The following is a 15,654-nucleotide window of genomic DNA, read 5'->3' as shown; positions in this document are numbered from 1 at the left end:
AACATATAAAAAAATAATATTTAAAAGTATGTCAATCACGTAATTTTGCTCAAGTGGTATCTTTTCGACAAATATCACTTAAGTTGGATTGTCAGTTGATTAACTATATAAGAAAAAAAATCACAAAAAATAAGGATGATATTTACGTTGTTTTCATCTTATTCATTACAATTTCTTCTGTTTTACTCTCATTATATTTATATAACATATACACCATTCAAAAAGCGTCTATTCAGGAGCAATTACACTCATTCTCAGTAGCAAAGACTTTAAACAAAATTGTATTTGACTCTAGACAGTTAGTGTTATCTGAAAATAGCGAAACGACATCGGCGTTTGTTAAGTCTTTAAATAGAGCTAACGAACTGATAAATCTAGATGATGACATGTTGTACGATGAAAATAGAACCGTATATCAAGAGTTTAATCAAAGGTTCATTCATGATTTAGAGTCTTTAGCATTTTATAAAGAGAAGAATCGAAAATTAAGTGAAGTGACACTTGAACATGCAAGAGTTGGTTATAATGAAATACTAAGATTTATTGAGTTGGACGTTGACTCTGATTCTCATGAGGTAATAAATACAGTAATAGACCTAATGGTGGATATATTTTATTTGTACCAATTAGATCGTGAGTTTCAATTAACAGACAGTGTAAAAAGGAAAGAAGAAATTATCGCTCGGTTTAATTTTTCATTCGTAAATATTAAAGGGAGTGTTTTGATTTTTGCAAGTCAAGTTAAAGACAAAAAATTACACGATCAATTATTAGTTATTGGTAAAAAATTATCCAATTATAAATATGCATTTGTAGAATATTCTGAAACTAATATTAACTATATACAGGTAAAAAGGAGAATTGAAGAAGGCTATCTGAAATTGAATGATATTATTACTGGCAATAGTAATCGTCAGTATCAATATCTCAATGAGTACAACAGTTCAACCAGGATGTTCCTATTTGGGCTGATAATATTTTTTATTGGTATTCTATTTTTCAACTATATACTTTTAAATTCCTACAAAAAATCAAATAAAATTAGAAAACTGGAAGAGTCTAAGAATATTGAGAAAAGTCGTTTTCTGGCTAGGATGAGTCACGAAATCCGTACTCCTTTAAATGGGATTATTGGAACTATCGGAATAATGAAATTTAATCAAGAACGCCAGATAAACGATTCAAATCAGATGCTACAACACCTCGAAACCTTAAACTACTCCTCTGTCTCGCTTAAGAATCATATCGATAATGTTCTAGATTTATCTAAGATTGAGTCTGGTGTAATGGAAGTAAACCATGAATATTTTTCTCTAGATGATCTTTTCCGTCAAGTTAAGCAAATTATTAGTCCGCTCATCAATGATAGTCACCTTACAGTGACGTTTACCGGAAATTCCAATTGTGAAATATATTTAGACAAAACAAAGTTACGACAAATACTGCTTAATTACTTAAGTAACGCAATAAAGTACTCGGATAGTAACAAGAAAAACTCAACAATCGATGTGAGCTTTTCCGTCAAAGTTATTAGTAATGCTCGTTGCCTGATTAAAATAAAAATTAAGGATAATGGGTTAGGGATGTCAGAAGAAAACCTAAAACGTTTTGCATTGCCTTATAAACAGTTTGTAGAACATAGCGATAATTCTTCTGGATTAGGGGCAAGCGTCGCAAAAGAATACCTAGTTTTACTCAAGGGTTTTGTCGAGATTAAATCCAAAGTCGATGTAGGAACAGAGATTAGTATTTACTTAAAATCGCGCTATGCAATTCACGATAAAGATTCATTGAGTAATATTAGGATACGGCAGGTGTGTGATAAGCAGTGTAAGGTTTTAGTCGTAGAAGATAACTTATTTAACCGAAATATTATTACCGCCCAGCTTGAAAATCTGGGTTGTGTAGTATTTAGCGTAGAAGATGGCTTAATAGCTAAAAATCATCTGCTTAAGCAGAGACATTATGACTTGATTGTAACAGATATAAAAATGCCGAACCTTAATGGTATCCAGTTAACAGAGTTTGTCCGTGCCAATATTTCAAGAACCATACCGATATTGGCTCTAACCGCTGATGCTATGAAGGCAGATCTTCAACGTTTTAACGAGGCGGGTATTAGTTCTGTGTTAACTAAGCCTGTGCAAATAGATGATCTTAGTGAAGTGATAAATAATATGTTGAGGTGTATGTGCTCGTGTTCAAGCAAGGGTTAATGGTTTTCAATAAATACCGCTTCGGGCAGCAATTAATTAGGCGACTATCTGATTACGGCCTCCTTGCTTAGCTTGATACAGTCTCTGGTCCGCGACTTCGACTATGTTTTCTCCGTTACATATTGGCTCATCAATAGTGGCGCAGCCGATGCTGATAGTGACGCAACCAAAAGAGCTGGTAGGGTGAGGCAGTTGTAAATTTTGTATCTGAATAAGTAATTGTTGCGCGGTTTTTAAAGCGAAGTGATGATCAGTCTGGCTTAAGAGAATAACTATCTCTTCACCCCCATAACGATAGAGTTTGTCTTTACTATTTAAGGTTGAGGAAAGCGTGTGGCAGATGACCTGTAATGCTTTGTCACCTTGAACATGCCCCAATGAGTCGTTGTACTGCTTAAAATAGTCAATATCACACATTAATACCGAAAACACTTCAGATTGATGGTTAAACCCTAGCAGATATTGAGGCAAATCTTCATCAAACGCTCGCCGATTTAATGCGCCGGTTAGCGCATCCCTTAAAGCGTTATTAAGCCACTTATTTTTTTCTTTCTTATTTTGATTAATGACTTTCGATTGATTTAAATGCAACAAAACAGAAACCAATCCAGCGATAAGTGCGAAGAGCGCGCCCCATGCTAGAAGTTGTCTCTGATAATTTAAATTCTCAAGCATACTGAGAGCGATTGAAGACTTTTTCATGTCCTGCTTTATTTCAATATGTTCAACACATTTGAGTATCTTAAGCAGCTCTTGAGTATATTTTTGAGATGTCGGAGGAAAGGTTGATACAAGTTGTAAACTTAAGTTGTCTATTCTGCCTAACGAAGTGGACGCACAAGGATACTGAGATAGGTATAAGTTAACGTTAAGGTGCCCATAAGCGAGATCAAGGTTTTTACCCACTTCTTCAATAACCTCAGAGCTAAGTGGAGAGGCGGTAATGAGTTCTAAGCTGTTGTGCAAATACTCACGAGAGCGAGCCGTCAAGGGTTGCGCGGTAATATTGCCACTGTTTTCAAAGTAACGTTGAGCCTTAGGGTAAAAAAAAAGCAACTCCACAAAAGCAATGCTAATGAGCAGACATAGGCTTGCCAAACTAACCCAAAACCAACTTGATTTAGACAAATTAGCCATTATTTAATTACTTCTATACGTTTAATCATCCATATCCAATCGTTAAAGTTTCTTAAGTTGGCCGGATCTCTGTCTCCATATTCGACCTCAATAAGCCGGATTGGGCCATGCTGACGAAGTGTAATAGGTTTGCCATCCTCTTTTGTAACAAGTAACCAGTGTCTTTCTTGCCAATTGTTCATCGTCACGGAATAATTATCAACGGCAACCAACTTAATACTTTGAGGATTGATTAATAGGTACTGTTTTATTAGCGATTCTAAAAACACACCATGAACAGTGATTTCTTTATTGCGGAACGGCGAGAAAATTTCGAGCTCAGTAGTTGATTGAAGGCGCAGTGAAGCGAGAGGTATCGCGATGACTTTCTCGTCATAGACAAGATACAAACTTTCGTCTGCAGCGTTAGACGAAAAACTAAGCAGCAGTGACCAAAGCAACAAGAAGTTACGATAGAACGTTATCATAGTAGTACTCTATGTTTGCTAATCCGTGTGATCGATAAGAATCCATTTCCCTTATCAATAATACTATCTGATGTCATTCATTGCAGATAGTTGACGGATCACATAGTAAGAGATCAAAGGTGATTAAAAAGAGTGGTGAATTTGTCGTTATATAGTGCTAGGCGAAGCAGTGGTGAGTAAAAACGGCTTTTTAACAGTGGGTTATTAGCACTATTTTGCCTTTAAAACAAAAAAGGAGAGTTGCCTCTCCCAAATTTGCTAAATGGTTTCTATTTGATCTCGTTCATCGCAGAGATCAATGAAGGATCGTTCAGTAAATTGAATAACAAGCTCTTGGCTGATGAGCGCTGCGAGTCAGTAAGCAGTTTTTTAGGATTTTCTCGCGACTGATTAAGGATATTTTTAACAAACTTACTGTTGGTGCCAGAAAGTTCATAAACAAATCTTAATGTATCGAGTAACTCATCCTGAGATAGGCTATAAACCGCCATTTCACAGCTGAGACCATCCATCGCCAATAAATCGTTGACTACAACTTTTCGCTCTGCATTAAATTTTTCTTTGGCTTCATGTGCATCAATTAATGCCTGAACTCTATCAGCGATAGCAACAGGTACTTCCATGGTTTTTGTTGTTTGAGTCATTATAAGTTCTCCTGTTAAAGCAGCAATTCAACGTTTATGCTTTCATAGCGCTGCGATTAAATTGTGCTGTAATATCTCAATTTGTTTCACTTGTTCTTGTCTATCTATTTGCGAGTTTTTAGCGTCGGTTTTTGCGTTTTTTCTTTCCGCTTCCCGCCGGCTTAGCTTTAGGCTTTTCAAGAGCGGCTAGGGCGTCATTGACTTCGTTGTCTACTTCAAAACCATTTACTTGCTCTCGCTCAAGGCGAATCTTGTTCTTTTTCTCAATGATACTGAAATGGTGATAGTCTTGATAGTCGATAAGTGAAAGAGCGAGACCTATTTCTCCTGCTCGACCACTTCGACCAATACGGTGCATGTAATCCGCAGGACTTCTCGGTAAGTCAAAATTAAACACCACCGGCAGTTTTTCTATATCGATACCACGAGCAGCAATATCTGTAGCAATTAATACTTCAAGCCTACCCGCTTTAAATGCGTCAAGTATCTGGGTTCGAGCCCCTTGGCTTAGATCGCCATGAAAGACATCTGCGTTGATTCCTCTTTTGCACAGCTTATCTGCTAAGTTTTCACAACGATTTTTAGCATTGACGAAAATCAGCGACTGTTTCCACTGGTTCTGTTTAATTAAGTGAGCAACGACCGCAGTCTTTTCACCTTTGTTTACCGTGAAGACGCGTTGAACCAGAGTACTGGCGTCGGTACTTTGTAGATGTATTTCTACTGGATCTTGAAGAAGTGCTTTCGCTAAAAGATCAACTTGTTCAGGAAATGTAGCGGAAAATAGTAGTGTTTGCTTTTTACTCGGTAATAGCGCTGTTATTTGTGATAGCTCTTCAGTAAAACCGAGGCTTAGCATTCTGTCAGCTTCATCTAGAACTAAGGTATTAACTCTATTGAGTTTCAATGCGTTACTCGAGATGAGATCGAGTAATCGTCCGGGTGTTGCAACCACAATATCTGCTCCACCGCGTAGAGCAAGCATTTGAGTATTGGCTGACACGCCACCAAAAACCGCGACAGTTTTAATTGCGCCGTTAAAGTACACGGCATAGGACTTGATACTGTCTGATATCTGTTTTGCGAGTTCGCGAGTCGGCGCCAGTATTAGATTAGTAACATAATTACCTTTAGCGTCTTTGCTGCTTATTGGCCCGTCTAAGTGTATTTTCTGCAGCATCGGTAGCGCAAACGAAGCCGTTTTACCTGAGCCTGTATTCGCACCCGCAATAATGTCTCGATTGGATAGTACTTCAGGAATCGCTTGAGCCTGAATCGGGGTAGGCTGCTGATAATCTAGTTCAGTTAATCGAGCTAATAAAGGCGAAATAAGGCCAAGCTGGTCAAAGTTGGCTGGAGTGGTTGCATTGGTCATTCAGTTACGTGGTCTAGGCTAAGATAATAGCTGGATAGTTTACCTAGCTATCAGCAAATTATCTATGTGTTTACCCGCTTAGTTTACGCTAGCAGGATAAGACTATTTTTTGCCCGATTAATCCAACTCGTTACGAATATGCACTAACAGTGCAACGGGAATTTTATACTTTCGAAACATTTTCTCTCCGTTATTACCTTATATGAATTAAGTGCCGTAATCATAATTAATCATTGCAAAATTGCACGGCGCAATTTCTGCCAAAGAACATGTTGATATCCTGCTGCCATCGAAAAGAAAAACAGGAATAAAAACTATGTCTAAGCTATCTAAGCTGATCGTAATGATTTCAGCCGTACTTTCAACGTCAGTAGTGGTGAGCACATCTCTATCTATAGGCGATAAAAGTGTAATAAGCCCTATAGGAGCGATTGTAGAAGAGAGCTTAAACAACACTGGCTAGAGTAAAATCTGCTTCAAGCGAGTACCAGTAATCAGACTTTAAAAAACGACAGTTCGGATTTTTGTGTCTCTGACATTTTTGATAGTTCTGTCGAAGCCTGCTGAATCTGGATTACTGACTCAACATTTTCCTGTACTAAGTCGTAAGTGCGATTTACGTTGCTTGATATCTCTTCTGTGACACTATGCTGTTGCTGAGATGCCGTGGCGACCAGTGTGTTCATTTCTGAAATCGATTCAACTGAATCCGATATATTTTTAAAAGTAGATTCTATAGTACCGGCAAGATCAACTGAATCTGAGATTAACGATAGATTCTGACACATATTACTGTTTGCCTTATCTGCGTGTTTTTGAAGCTTGTCGATAATAGATTGTATGTTTGCGGTAGATTGCTGGGTCTTTGAAGCAAGTGCTCTGACTTCATCGGCAACAACGGCGAATCCTCGGCCGTGCTCTCCCGCACGAGCCGCTTCAATCGCCGCATTTAAGGCCAATAAATTAGTCTGTTCAGAGATAGAGTCGACGACTTCGGTAACAGAACCAATCTCCATCGAAAACTCGCGCAGCTCCTCAATAAGTGTGGCAGTGTCATTTACCGACTGGTTGATTTCGTTTGATAAAAGTATGTTTTGTTGAAGCGTTGCAATGCCTTCCATCACTTCATGTTGTGCTTGTCGGTTTTTTTGTTCGGCAATAGCGGCATTATCACTTACTTCCAAAGACGTAGATGAAAGTTCAGTTATGGCTGTCGATATCTGTTCAACCTGATTTAGTTCCTGCTTTGCGTTATCTAATGAACTTTGCATTGTGGTACTTAATTGATGTGAGGAAGCAGCAATGTTCTCAGATATTTTATGGCAGCTGATGATCAGTTTGGAAAACTGATCAGAAAGATTAACCACGGAAGCGTAGATGCCACTGCTGGTGTTGGACTGATGGCCACGCTGAACATGAGCTAAAGATAACTCTCCTTTTGCCATGTCTCCCATCAAGGCCTCTATCTCTTTTGGCGCGCCTCCGATGGGTTTTAACACTAAACGATGAATAACGTACATTGCGATAATGCCGGTTAATCCGAGGCACAAAAGCATCACCCACATAGAATAAATTAATTGTTTTGAGACCGCACTTTCAATTATTTTGTCACGTTCAAACGTAACCAGGTTCCAACCATTAATATCTATGGTGTCCCAGAATGCAGTGAAATAAATTTGTTCATTATTACGTTCAGCACTGTAATTGAGTTCGGGTGTCGTTTTACTGAAACTTTTATATTGCTGACGAACATCAGAAATGTTTTTTCCCTTCAGCTCAGCATAAGGGGAGATCAATATTGATCCATTGCTAGTATACAAAAATAGATTTTTTGGCTGATTCGGCTGGGCAATCACTGATTCAAGAAATGCAGATGTTCCTATTGCTACTGAATTACTTACTTTTTGAACAATAATAATTATTTCTTTGCCTGTTAAGGCAGACGTGATCGGCTCGGAGACAAAAAAGTCGTCGCCATCTATAAAAATGGCTTTGTAGTAAGAACGGTTCAGTTTTTTTACGTTGTAGCCGAGCAGTTTGCCGTCTTGGTTAAATACATCACCATCATTATTAATTACGCGAATGCCTTGGCTAATCTGCTTGTGCGATCGATGCAGAGGCTGTAATTGCTTAATAAGTTCATCAGATAACTGCTGATTCTGAACATCATTGGCTGAAACAGAGATAGAGGAGAGCGCTTCGCGATAGCCGCTTATTCTTTCTTCGAGTACCGCTTTAAACGAATGATTTTTTTGACGAAGAAGCGCTCTGTTTAATTGAATACTTTCAGCACTAAAGGATTGATGGTTTAGAAATATAATGGTGGAGACAACCGAAACAAGGATGATACTTAATGAACATATAATTTGAAATTTAAACTTCTTCATTGGAGAGGTCCGGATTGTTTATTGTAATTATTACGCTGGTCATTACACTCAGCGCCCACCAATATCATGAAGTAGATTAATGGCTATTAAAAATGCTATTAGTGCAAGTACTGTTCAATAAAACGCATTATTTGGAAGAATAAATAGGTGAGGGGAATGATCTATTTTAAAAGTGGTGGACACTGTATAAAAATTGGATAAACCATTATTAATGGATGTTAGCATCAAGTTCTATTGGAGTATCGCTGATTCTATTTCGACCTTTGCGTTTGGCATAATACAAACAACGATCGGCTAATGAGAGCAACTCATTACTGAGTGCTATTTCTGAGTGCTGAGTAAAACTGCTTACTCCTATGGAGATTGTTACATTGAGAGACTTTTCGCCATAAGATACCGTTAACTTTTCGATCGCAAGTCGTAGCCTGTCAGCCATAATCAAAGCATCTTCTTGAGTGGTGTTCGGCAGTATGATGCCAAATTCTTCACCGCCTAACCGACCGACCATATCGGTAGTACGAATAAACTCATTCATGGTTAAAGAGAGTGCTTTTAGAACCTGATCACCTGCATCATGCCCATGTTGATCATTTACTTTTTTAAAATAATCTACGTCAATCATACAAAACGACAACGGGGTGCTATAACGTTTTGCTCGGGCAATTTCTGAATCGATGGTAGCGAGAAGTTGACGACGGTTGGGCAAAGAGGTCAACTCATCAACGGCTGCTAAACGTTTAAGCTCAGATTCCGCGCGCTTTTCTTCGATAAGAAGACTGATAAAATCAACGGTACGGGTAATCAAGCGAAGATCTTTATCAAGCGGAACTCGGGGAGTTTTGTGGTAAATCGCAAACGTGCCTAACAATCGTCCTTTTTTACCAAATATTGGTTCAGACCAGCAGCTACCAAGCTCATACTGAGCCGCGAGTTCTTTAAATGCTGCCCAGTACGGATGTTGTTGGGTATCTTCAACAATTACGCGTTCCTTTCGATAAGCCGCGGTTCCACATGAGCCGATACCGTCACCAATCGCGATCCCATCTATCGCTTGATTATAAGCTTCTGGTAATGATGGTGCAGAACAGCTATGAAGATGCTTGCCTGATTGATCAAGTAGTAATATGGAACATTTTGCTTCAGTACTTAAAGATTCAATATCTTTAAGGATGGTATCAAGGGTTTTATTTAAAGAAACCCCCTCTAGCGCTGATTGCATGGCATTGGTTCGAATGCGTTCAATGGCAGAGAAAAACAGCTTTTGTGTAATGTCAGAAAACAGTGCTACGTAGCTTTTCACTTGACCATTATTAGTTCTAATGACACCAATAGTTAACTGAATTGCGTAGTTTTCACCATTCTTATGCTTGTTCCAAAGTTCCCCTTGCCAATCATCTGTTCGCGTTAGAGTCTCCCACATGCTTCGATAAAACGCGTGACTTTGTAAGTTTGATTTCAGTATATTTGAGCTTCTGCCGACAACTTCTGAACGTGCGTAACCAGTAATTTCTTCAAACGCGCCATTCACATCCAAAATAAGGCCATTAGCGTCTGTAATGAAAATACCTTCACCTGTGTTTGAGAAAACACTCGCAGCTCGGCGCAATTTCTCTGCGCTATGGCGTAACTGCTTGTTTCGGTGTAATAGCAGGGAGACTAGAAGCACGATAACCACTAGTGATACCGCTATTGCAACCAACAATTGAAAGTGCTTATCCCATATGTCATTGAAGGTAAATTCGGGAGCCTCGTCATAGGGAGGAACCCTAAGTGTTCGTGCTAAGTTATCTACTTCTTGGTAATCAGCGGGAGGGTTGAATCCGCCAATTTCTGCTGCGCTCGCTGCTGGGTGGTGTATGTTTAAAGCAAGCAAAGCTGAGGCTACACGTCGAATATCACTATCTGATAACCTAGGTAATGCAAGTAACGGCCATTCAGGGTACAGAGTCGTTGAGTGGACAAAGGGAAAAGCCGGATCCTGTTTCTGATTCAGAACCTTGATTTGTGCTGTGTCTAATATGCCTTTTTGTGCCATGCTCTCGATGACACCACTACGGATGAAACCAACATCTGTGTCTCCATTTAAAACAGCGGTGATGACAGCATCGTGTTTTTTTAAGAAAGAGAAGGGGCCTTTTAGCTGAATGCCTTGTTTAATAATTTCGTAAGCTTGAGCTTGATAGCCCCCTAGGGACCGTATATCGGCGGCGGCTATATGTTTATCTGTCAAATCGCTTAAGGCGTTAATCTGTGAATTATCGGCATGAGTTATTATTACACCACCAAAAGAGCTGACAAGTTCATTGGAGCGGAGGACGACTTGAGTAAGCATTGCACCGCTTAACTCATGTGTGGTACGAAGTTTGATGTAATGACTTGGATTAGTTAATAATAGGTCAAGTTTATTATTGTCAATGGCCGCCTCCACTTGATTATTAGTGTAAGACAAGGGCAATAGTTGTACTTCTCTATTCTGCAATGCTTCGGTTAAATAGTCAGCCAATGGTTGGTAGCGTTCTAGCATTTGCTCTTCTGGCAAATATGCCAAGATACCTAACGTTATTGGCTGATTAGCCATTGCGACATTGTTTGCTAAGCAAATCCAAATAATCGATATTATTTGGATCGCTCTTACCAATGATTGGTGTATGAATGAGTCAGATTGCATAAAATCCATATCAAATAAAGGCTTAACAACAATAGAACAAGTATAGCCTATTTTAAAAGAGCTCTATAAATAACCATATTGTCATTAATACTTCAGGAGTCAAACTGCTTAAGTGCGTCTAAAAATGGTTTGCATTAACGTTTTACCTGTTTCAGTTACAATCTATTTATCCGTTATCAGCATATTGCCGTTATTTCAGATATTTTTGGATAATCAAGATAAAGGGGAGGGAACTCCCTCTAGAATCATCGAATTTACATCGACACTCTTATACATCGAAGCCATAAACTGAATTGAATATATAGTGTTTAAGTAAGGAAGCAGCTGAAGGCGTTATTTGATTTTGACATTCAAAATACCATGTTCTACAAGTATCGACTCATAACGTCCGTCCATGATCATTTTCTTTAATGAATGGTTAAACCCCTTCACTATAGATTTATGATTCGGGTGCTTTTTCGAAATAAGCATATATAAATCATAGGTACGGTAATCTGGTGTGATGGGTTTTAATTGGCCTCTATGCTCACTCAATTCGCTATTTAAAATATAGTTTACATTATCATATGAGCCTAAAAATGCGTCTATCCTACCGTGGGAGAGTTTCAATATGTTCTGTCGAATATTACTAACTTCATCGACAATGATGTTGCCATGATTTTTGAGATCTTGAGTGAAATTAGATCCGAGTAGCACTCCTACTTTCATACCGTTAAAGCTATTTAAACTATCGTAAGAATAGTCGTCTTCGCTACGTTGCCAGAATATAAATCGTTCACTACCAATTTTATGTGAGTATTCAAAGTAGCTTTCCCTTTCCTTTTTATGAGAAGCGACCAATATTCCGTCGTAGCCACCTAGTTTGCTCATCTCCAATACCCTATTCCATGGTGCCCATTTAATATCCAAGGTATAACCCATTTGAGAGAGGGCAGAGCGGACTATTTCTGACATATATCCATCATTTTCAAGTTCCGGGCTGTTCATTGGCTTCCATTCAACTGCCGCTAGAGTCAATGTCATAGAAGAGTCAGAGGCAAAGCTTAATTCTGAGTCGTACAAGTACATGGAGAACAAAAAAATCAGTAGTGACAAACGCTTCAAATTTCAGCCTAATATGTAAGAAATAGTTAGCTAAACTATAGTAAAGAGTTGTTAAAAAGACACTTGAACTTCATAAGCTGAACCCTTGTTAATGAGATTTAGATTGTTTAACTCAAGTAGATCCTGCTTTAAACGTAAGAGGTGAGTCAGCCAACCTCACTTGAGATGGAGAATGTTACCCATCAAGATGCTGAATCAATTTGCTGAATGTAATCCCATTCTGTTTCCTTCTGAATCAAGGAAAATGGCGAAAAAACCACTTTCATCAGCATGAGCTGTTTTAGGGATAATGATTTCACCACGATTTTTCACCACTTCATCAAGAACAACTTGAAGGTCATCTCCACCGTTTAGATATATAGTCACGCCATTTGACGAAGGCAGGAAACCTTCTTCCTTTAAAATAACTCCGGTAACCGACTGATTTTCATAAGGGAATATTCCCATTGCCATGTTCGGCATCTCCATTTCCTCTATATCGATGTCCAGAATTGCTTGGTAGAAATTGATTGCTCTTGAAATATCTAATGCTGGTATTTCAAATATAGAAATATAACTATTCATACCTTCTCCAACTTGATTGCTAAATTGCTCACTGGCTTTTCTAGTTCAAGCCAGTTTGCGCTGTAACAAACAGTATAGCTATGTGTTTCAGGAAAGGTTAATTCGTTCGAATCGGTGTCTATTGAAGTAATAGCGAACGGTGATTACATCATGCTAATCCACTACACTGTTAGTCGTTGGCAGTGATTAGACCGTATTTTTACCTTGAAAAGCATGGCTTCTAAATGACTTGTTGCCACTAAATTGTGGTATTTTCGAGCTTATTGCGACTAATTGGTAAAATGACTGCCGTTTCGATACAGTTTGTTCTACAATCTGCCACCGTATTTTTGGTTATGCTTTACGTGGTCGTAGCCGTTTAATTTTAGGAACACAACAATGTCATTTTCATCTCAGAATTTTTCTCCAGAAATTGTGAAAGCACTGTCCGAGTGCGGCTACGAAAAACTTACTCCTGTTCAGCAGAAAGCGATTCCACTCGCTCGTAAAGGCTACGATATCTTAGCGAATGCTCAGACAGGGACAGGTAAAACAGCCGCTTTCGCTCTGCCAATTATTCAGCAGATACTAGACAAGAGCAAAGATAATAACCATTTTCAAACACGTGCTCTTATTCTAGCTCCAACTCGTGAATTGGCGGCACAGATTGCGCAAAGCATAGAAGATTATATCAAGTACACATCATTGAGTGTGGCTGCCATTTATGGTGGCGTGAAAATGTCATCACAGGTTCAAAAGCTAAAGAACGGTGTCGACATATTAGTAGCAACACCTGGTCGCTTAATTGAGCATCTGGATGAGAAAAGTGTTTCCCTACAGAACCTTGAGTTCTTGGTTTTCGATGAAGCCGACCGTATGTTAGATATGGGCTTTATTTCATCAATTGAAACCATTATGTCTGGTGTTTCAACAAAGCCACAGACTATGCTGTTCTCGGCGACGTTCTCTCCGCAAATGAACAAACTAGCGGCTGAAATGTTGAATCAACCGAAAAGAGTATCCGTAGCTCAAGAAAACGTAACGGCAGACGCTATCGCGCATGTTGTCTACCCAGTAGACCAAGAAAGAAAGTATGAAATGTTATCTGAACTTATTGGTCGTAAGAACTGGCAACAGGTATTGGTCTTTGTGAACTACAAAGAAACAGCCAACACGTTATTGAAAGAACTCAAACTAGACGGTATTAAAGCGGTACTATGTCACGGTGACAAAGCACAAAGTGCCCGTCGTAGAGCGCTTGACGAGTTTAAAACCGGCAAGGTGCGGGTAATGATAGCAACCGATGTGGCTGCTCGTGGGCTAGATATTAAAGATCTTCCGCACGTAGTGAATTTCGATATGCCATTTTTGGCAGAAGATTATGTTCACCGTATTGGCCGAACAGGCCGAGCTGGCAAAAAAGGACACGCTGTGTCTTTTGTTAGCCGTGAAGAAGAACTGACGTTGCAACAAGTAGAGTCGTTAATTGGTCATACGATTCGACGTGTAGAGCAAGCAGGGTATGAGCCAAAAAACCGTGATGCACTATTGCAGAAAATGCACAGCAAACCAGCGTTTAAAAATCGTAAAACTCGTACCAACAACCCTTCTGATGCCAACCAAGGTTCTGCTGAGAGACGCGCTCGATTACGTAAAATCGTGAAAAATAGAGCCGCAACCAATAAGAAGTAGGCAAGTTAACGTATATTAAACGCCGATGATGTAAATCAATCGGCGTTTTTTTCGTTTGCCCTGCTTCATAAGGGTCTTCCAAAACGGTAGTTCTGCTGTTCAAACCCTCTTCTATCACAACATAATTGGGTAGTTTAGATTGAAGCAGCATCGTCCAACGCTCTTCACGGTTATATCTACGTGGTAAGGCTGGGGAGCACCCCCAAGTGTTGGAATCGCCAAAACATAGAATTGTTTTCATATTCAATTTATTTGTTCATTTAAAGTCGTTAAATTGTTAGCAGAACGTCAATACTAAAATGAAAGATTACGTCCAGTTCTTTGCATATCGGCCACTGATAATAATGGTGGTCTTTGACGTTTTGGGAAACGAGAAGTTATCTGAACGTGGGACTCTAGGGGAGCTAATATAAGACGCTTCTCTGTCCAAATCCTTGCTGGCGGGGAATGACACGAAAATGTCCAAATATTTGCTGAAAGACAGGTATCCCTCAGCATCCTATTAACTAATTACAAGAGGCTATGCTACAAAGCATTTCACATAGACATCTAATTTCGTTGAAAGGGATGTCTATGAATCACAACTTATAGTTCTTTTAGCATTAATAGCATAGACTGATGCTGTTCAGTCTCCTTAAATGGAGTAGTGCCGTTAAACACAAAATCACGGTATTTTACCTCTCCATAAATATCAAAATTTAGCTTTTGATTAAAAATATATTGAGAGCTATTTCCTGCTGACTCCGCATGGGCATAAGAAAAGCCTTTTTCTTGTCCAACAAGTAAGGCACGCTTGAGCACCTCTACAGCGACGCCATGACCTTTATAATTTGAATCGACACCAACAAATTTAATTTGTAAGTATTCATTTGTATTGATTTCCCAACTATTGAAGTGGCAAAGGTTGAGTTGTCTTAAAATGGCAAACATTGGGTCGTTGTCGACATTAAGTTGGAATTCTGGGGCAGAAAAAGAGTCTTGCAGGTCACAGCACAATACCCCGCCAAGGATTTGATGGCTAGTATTGCAACGTGCAACAAAGCCCAGTTCTGACTCACAGCATTGCATACACATGTATTCAAGGTACTCAGTAAATTCGGTGTTTGAGCTTCCCTCATACTCCACTTGGTTGGATGAAAAACATGTTAGCAATAGCTGAACCAGTGGCTTTGTATCAGTTGGCGTGATTGGTTCAATTCTATATTGGACGATCATAAAGACTCCATAATTTTAATTACATAAGTTAATTCAATGTTAAGCATATAAAATATGGAGTAGTGGTACGATAACCACAGCAGCACTACCCCAAATAAAGGTAAGTGCCATGGAATCGTAAAAACGATGAATGTTTGTATGTGGGACATACAAGGAGCGGAATAACCAACCGTTCAGTATCATTTTAGGCGAGCGTAATTTAAACC

General features: G+C 39.0%; 12 protein-coding genes. 3 read left to right on the top strand and 9 right to left on the bottom strand.

Going from position 1 to position 15,654, the window contains the following annotated elements:
* The first annotated feature begins 95 nt into the window (after nt 1-95).
* A complete protein-coding gene (locus F0227_RS04685) occupies nt 96-2,216 on the top strand; it encodes a response regulator (RefSeq protein ID WP_171752018.1) in 2,121 nt (706 codons plus the stop codon).
* Nucleotides 2,217-2,252: 36 nt separating this feature from the next.
* Here F0227_RS04685 and F0227_RS04680 read toward each other — a convergent pair whose 3' ends face one another.
* The 4 genes from F0227_RS04680 to F0227_RS04665 form a co-directional block, all read right to left on the bottom strand.
* A complete protein-coding gene (locus tag F0227_RS04680; protein WP_171752017.1) occupies nt 2,253-3,353 on the bottom strand; it encodes a GGDEF domain-containing protein in 1,101 nt (366 codons plus the stop codon).
* Nucleotides 3,353-3,820, bottom strand: a complete 468-nt coding sequence (locus tag F0227_RS21835; RefSeq protein WP_216613329.1) for a hypothetical protein — start codon at nt 3,818-3,820, stop codon at nt 3,353-3,355. The genes F0227_RS04680 and F0227_RS21835 overlap by 1 nt, the downstream gene beginning before the upstream one ends.
* Before the next feature lie 269 nt (nt 3,821-4,089).
* The gene (locus F0227_RS04670) at nt 4,090-4,464 is read right to left on the bottom strand and encodes a hypothetical protein (protein ID WP_171752016.1); all 375 of its coding nucleotides are present in this window, start codon (nt 4,462-4,464) and stop codon (nt 4,090-4,092) included.
* Nucleotides 4,465-4,582: 118 nt separating this feature from the next.
* Entirely contained in the window at nt 4,583-5,839 is a 1,257-nt protein-coding gene (locus F0227_RS04665) for a DEAD/DEAH box helicase (RefSeq protein WP_171752015.1), read from the bottom strand.
* Between the two features lie 316 nt (nt 5,840-6,155).
* Between F0227_RS04665 and F0227_RS04660 the strand changes: the two genes are divergently transcribed.
* A complete protein-coding gene (locus F0227_RS04660) occupies nt 6,156-6,302 on the top strand; it encodes a hypothetical protein (protein ID WP_171752014.1) in 147 nt (48 codons plus the stop codon).
* A 31-nt stretch (nt 6,303-6,333) separates the two neighbouring features.
* Here F0227_RS04660 and F0227_RS04655 read toward each other — a convergent pair whose 3' ends face one another.
* The 4 genes from F0227_RS04655 to F0227_RS04640 all read right to left on the bottom strand — a co-directional run bounded on the left by F0227_RS04655 (nt 6,334) and on the right by F0227_RS04640 (nt 12,562).
* Nucleotides 6,334-8,226, bottom strand: coding sequence for a methyl-accepting chemotaxis protein (locus tag F0227_RS04655; RefSeq protein ID WP_171752013.1), 1,893 nt, complete (start codon nt 8,224-8,226; stop codon nt 6,334-6,336).
* Nucleotides 8,227-8,434: 208 nt separating this feature from the next.
* The gene (locus F0227_RS04650; protein WP_171752012.1) at nt 8,435-10,804 is read right to left on the bottom strand and encodes a diguanylate cyclase; all 2,370 of its coding nucleotides are present in this window, start codon (nt 10,802-10,804) and stop codon (nt 8,435-8,437) included.
* Between the two features lie 423 nt (nt 10,805-11,227).
* Nucleotides 11,228-11,998: a transporter substrate-binding domain-containing protein gene (locus tag F0227_RS04645; RefSeq protein WP_171752011.1), complete on the bottom strand. Its 771-nt coding sequence runs from the start codon at nt 11,996-11,998 to the stop codon at nt 11,228-11,230.
* A gap of 195 nt (nt 11,999-12,193) precedes the next feature.
* On the bottom strand, nt 12,194-12,562 hold the full coding sequence (locus tag F0227_RS04640) for a VOC family protein (protein WP_171752010.1): 369 nt from the start codon (nt 12,560-12,562) through the stop codon (nt 12,194-12,196).
* 378 nt (nt 12,563-12,940) lie between these two features.
* On the opposite strand from F0227_RS04640, the gene F0227_RS04635 reads away from it, so the two are divergent.
* Nucleotides 12,941-14,233, top strand: a complete 1,293-nt coding sequence (locus F0227_RS04635) for a DEAD/DEAH box helicase (RefSeq protein WP_171752009.1) — start codon at nt 12,941-12,943, stop codon at nt 14,231-14,233.
* A gap of 585 nt (nt 14,234-14,818) precedes the next feature.
* Here the strand turns inward: F0227_RS04635 and F0227_RS04630 are convergent.
* Nucleotides 14,819-15,448, bottom strand: coding sequence for an N-acetyltransferase (locus F0227_RS04630; RefSeq protein WP_171752008.1), 630 nt, complete (start codon nt 15,446-15,448; stop codon nt 14,819-14,821).
* Nucleotides 15,449-15,654 lie beyond the last annotated feature (206 nt).

The sequence above is a fragment of the Vibrio sp. 99-8-1 genome (assembly GCF_013114595.1).
In the GTDB taxonomy this organism is placed as follows: Bacteria; Pseudomonadota; Gammaproteobacteria; order Enterobacterales; family Vibrionaceae; genus Vibrio.
This window is presented reverse-complemented; position numbering and strand designations above follow the sequence as displayed.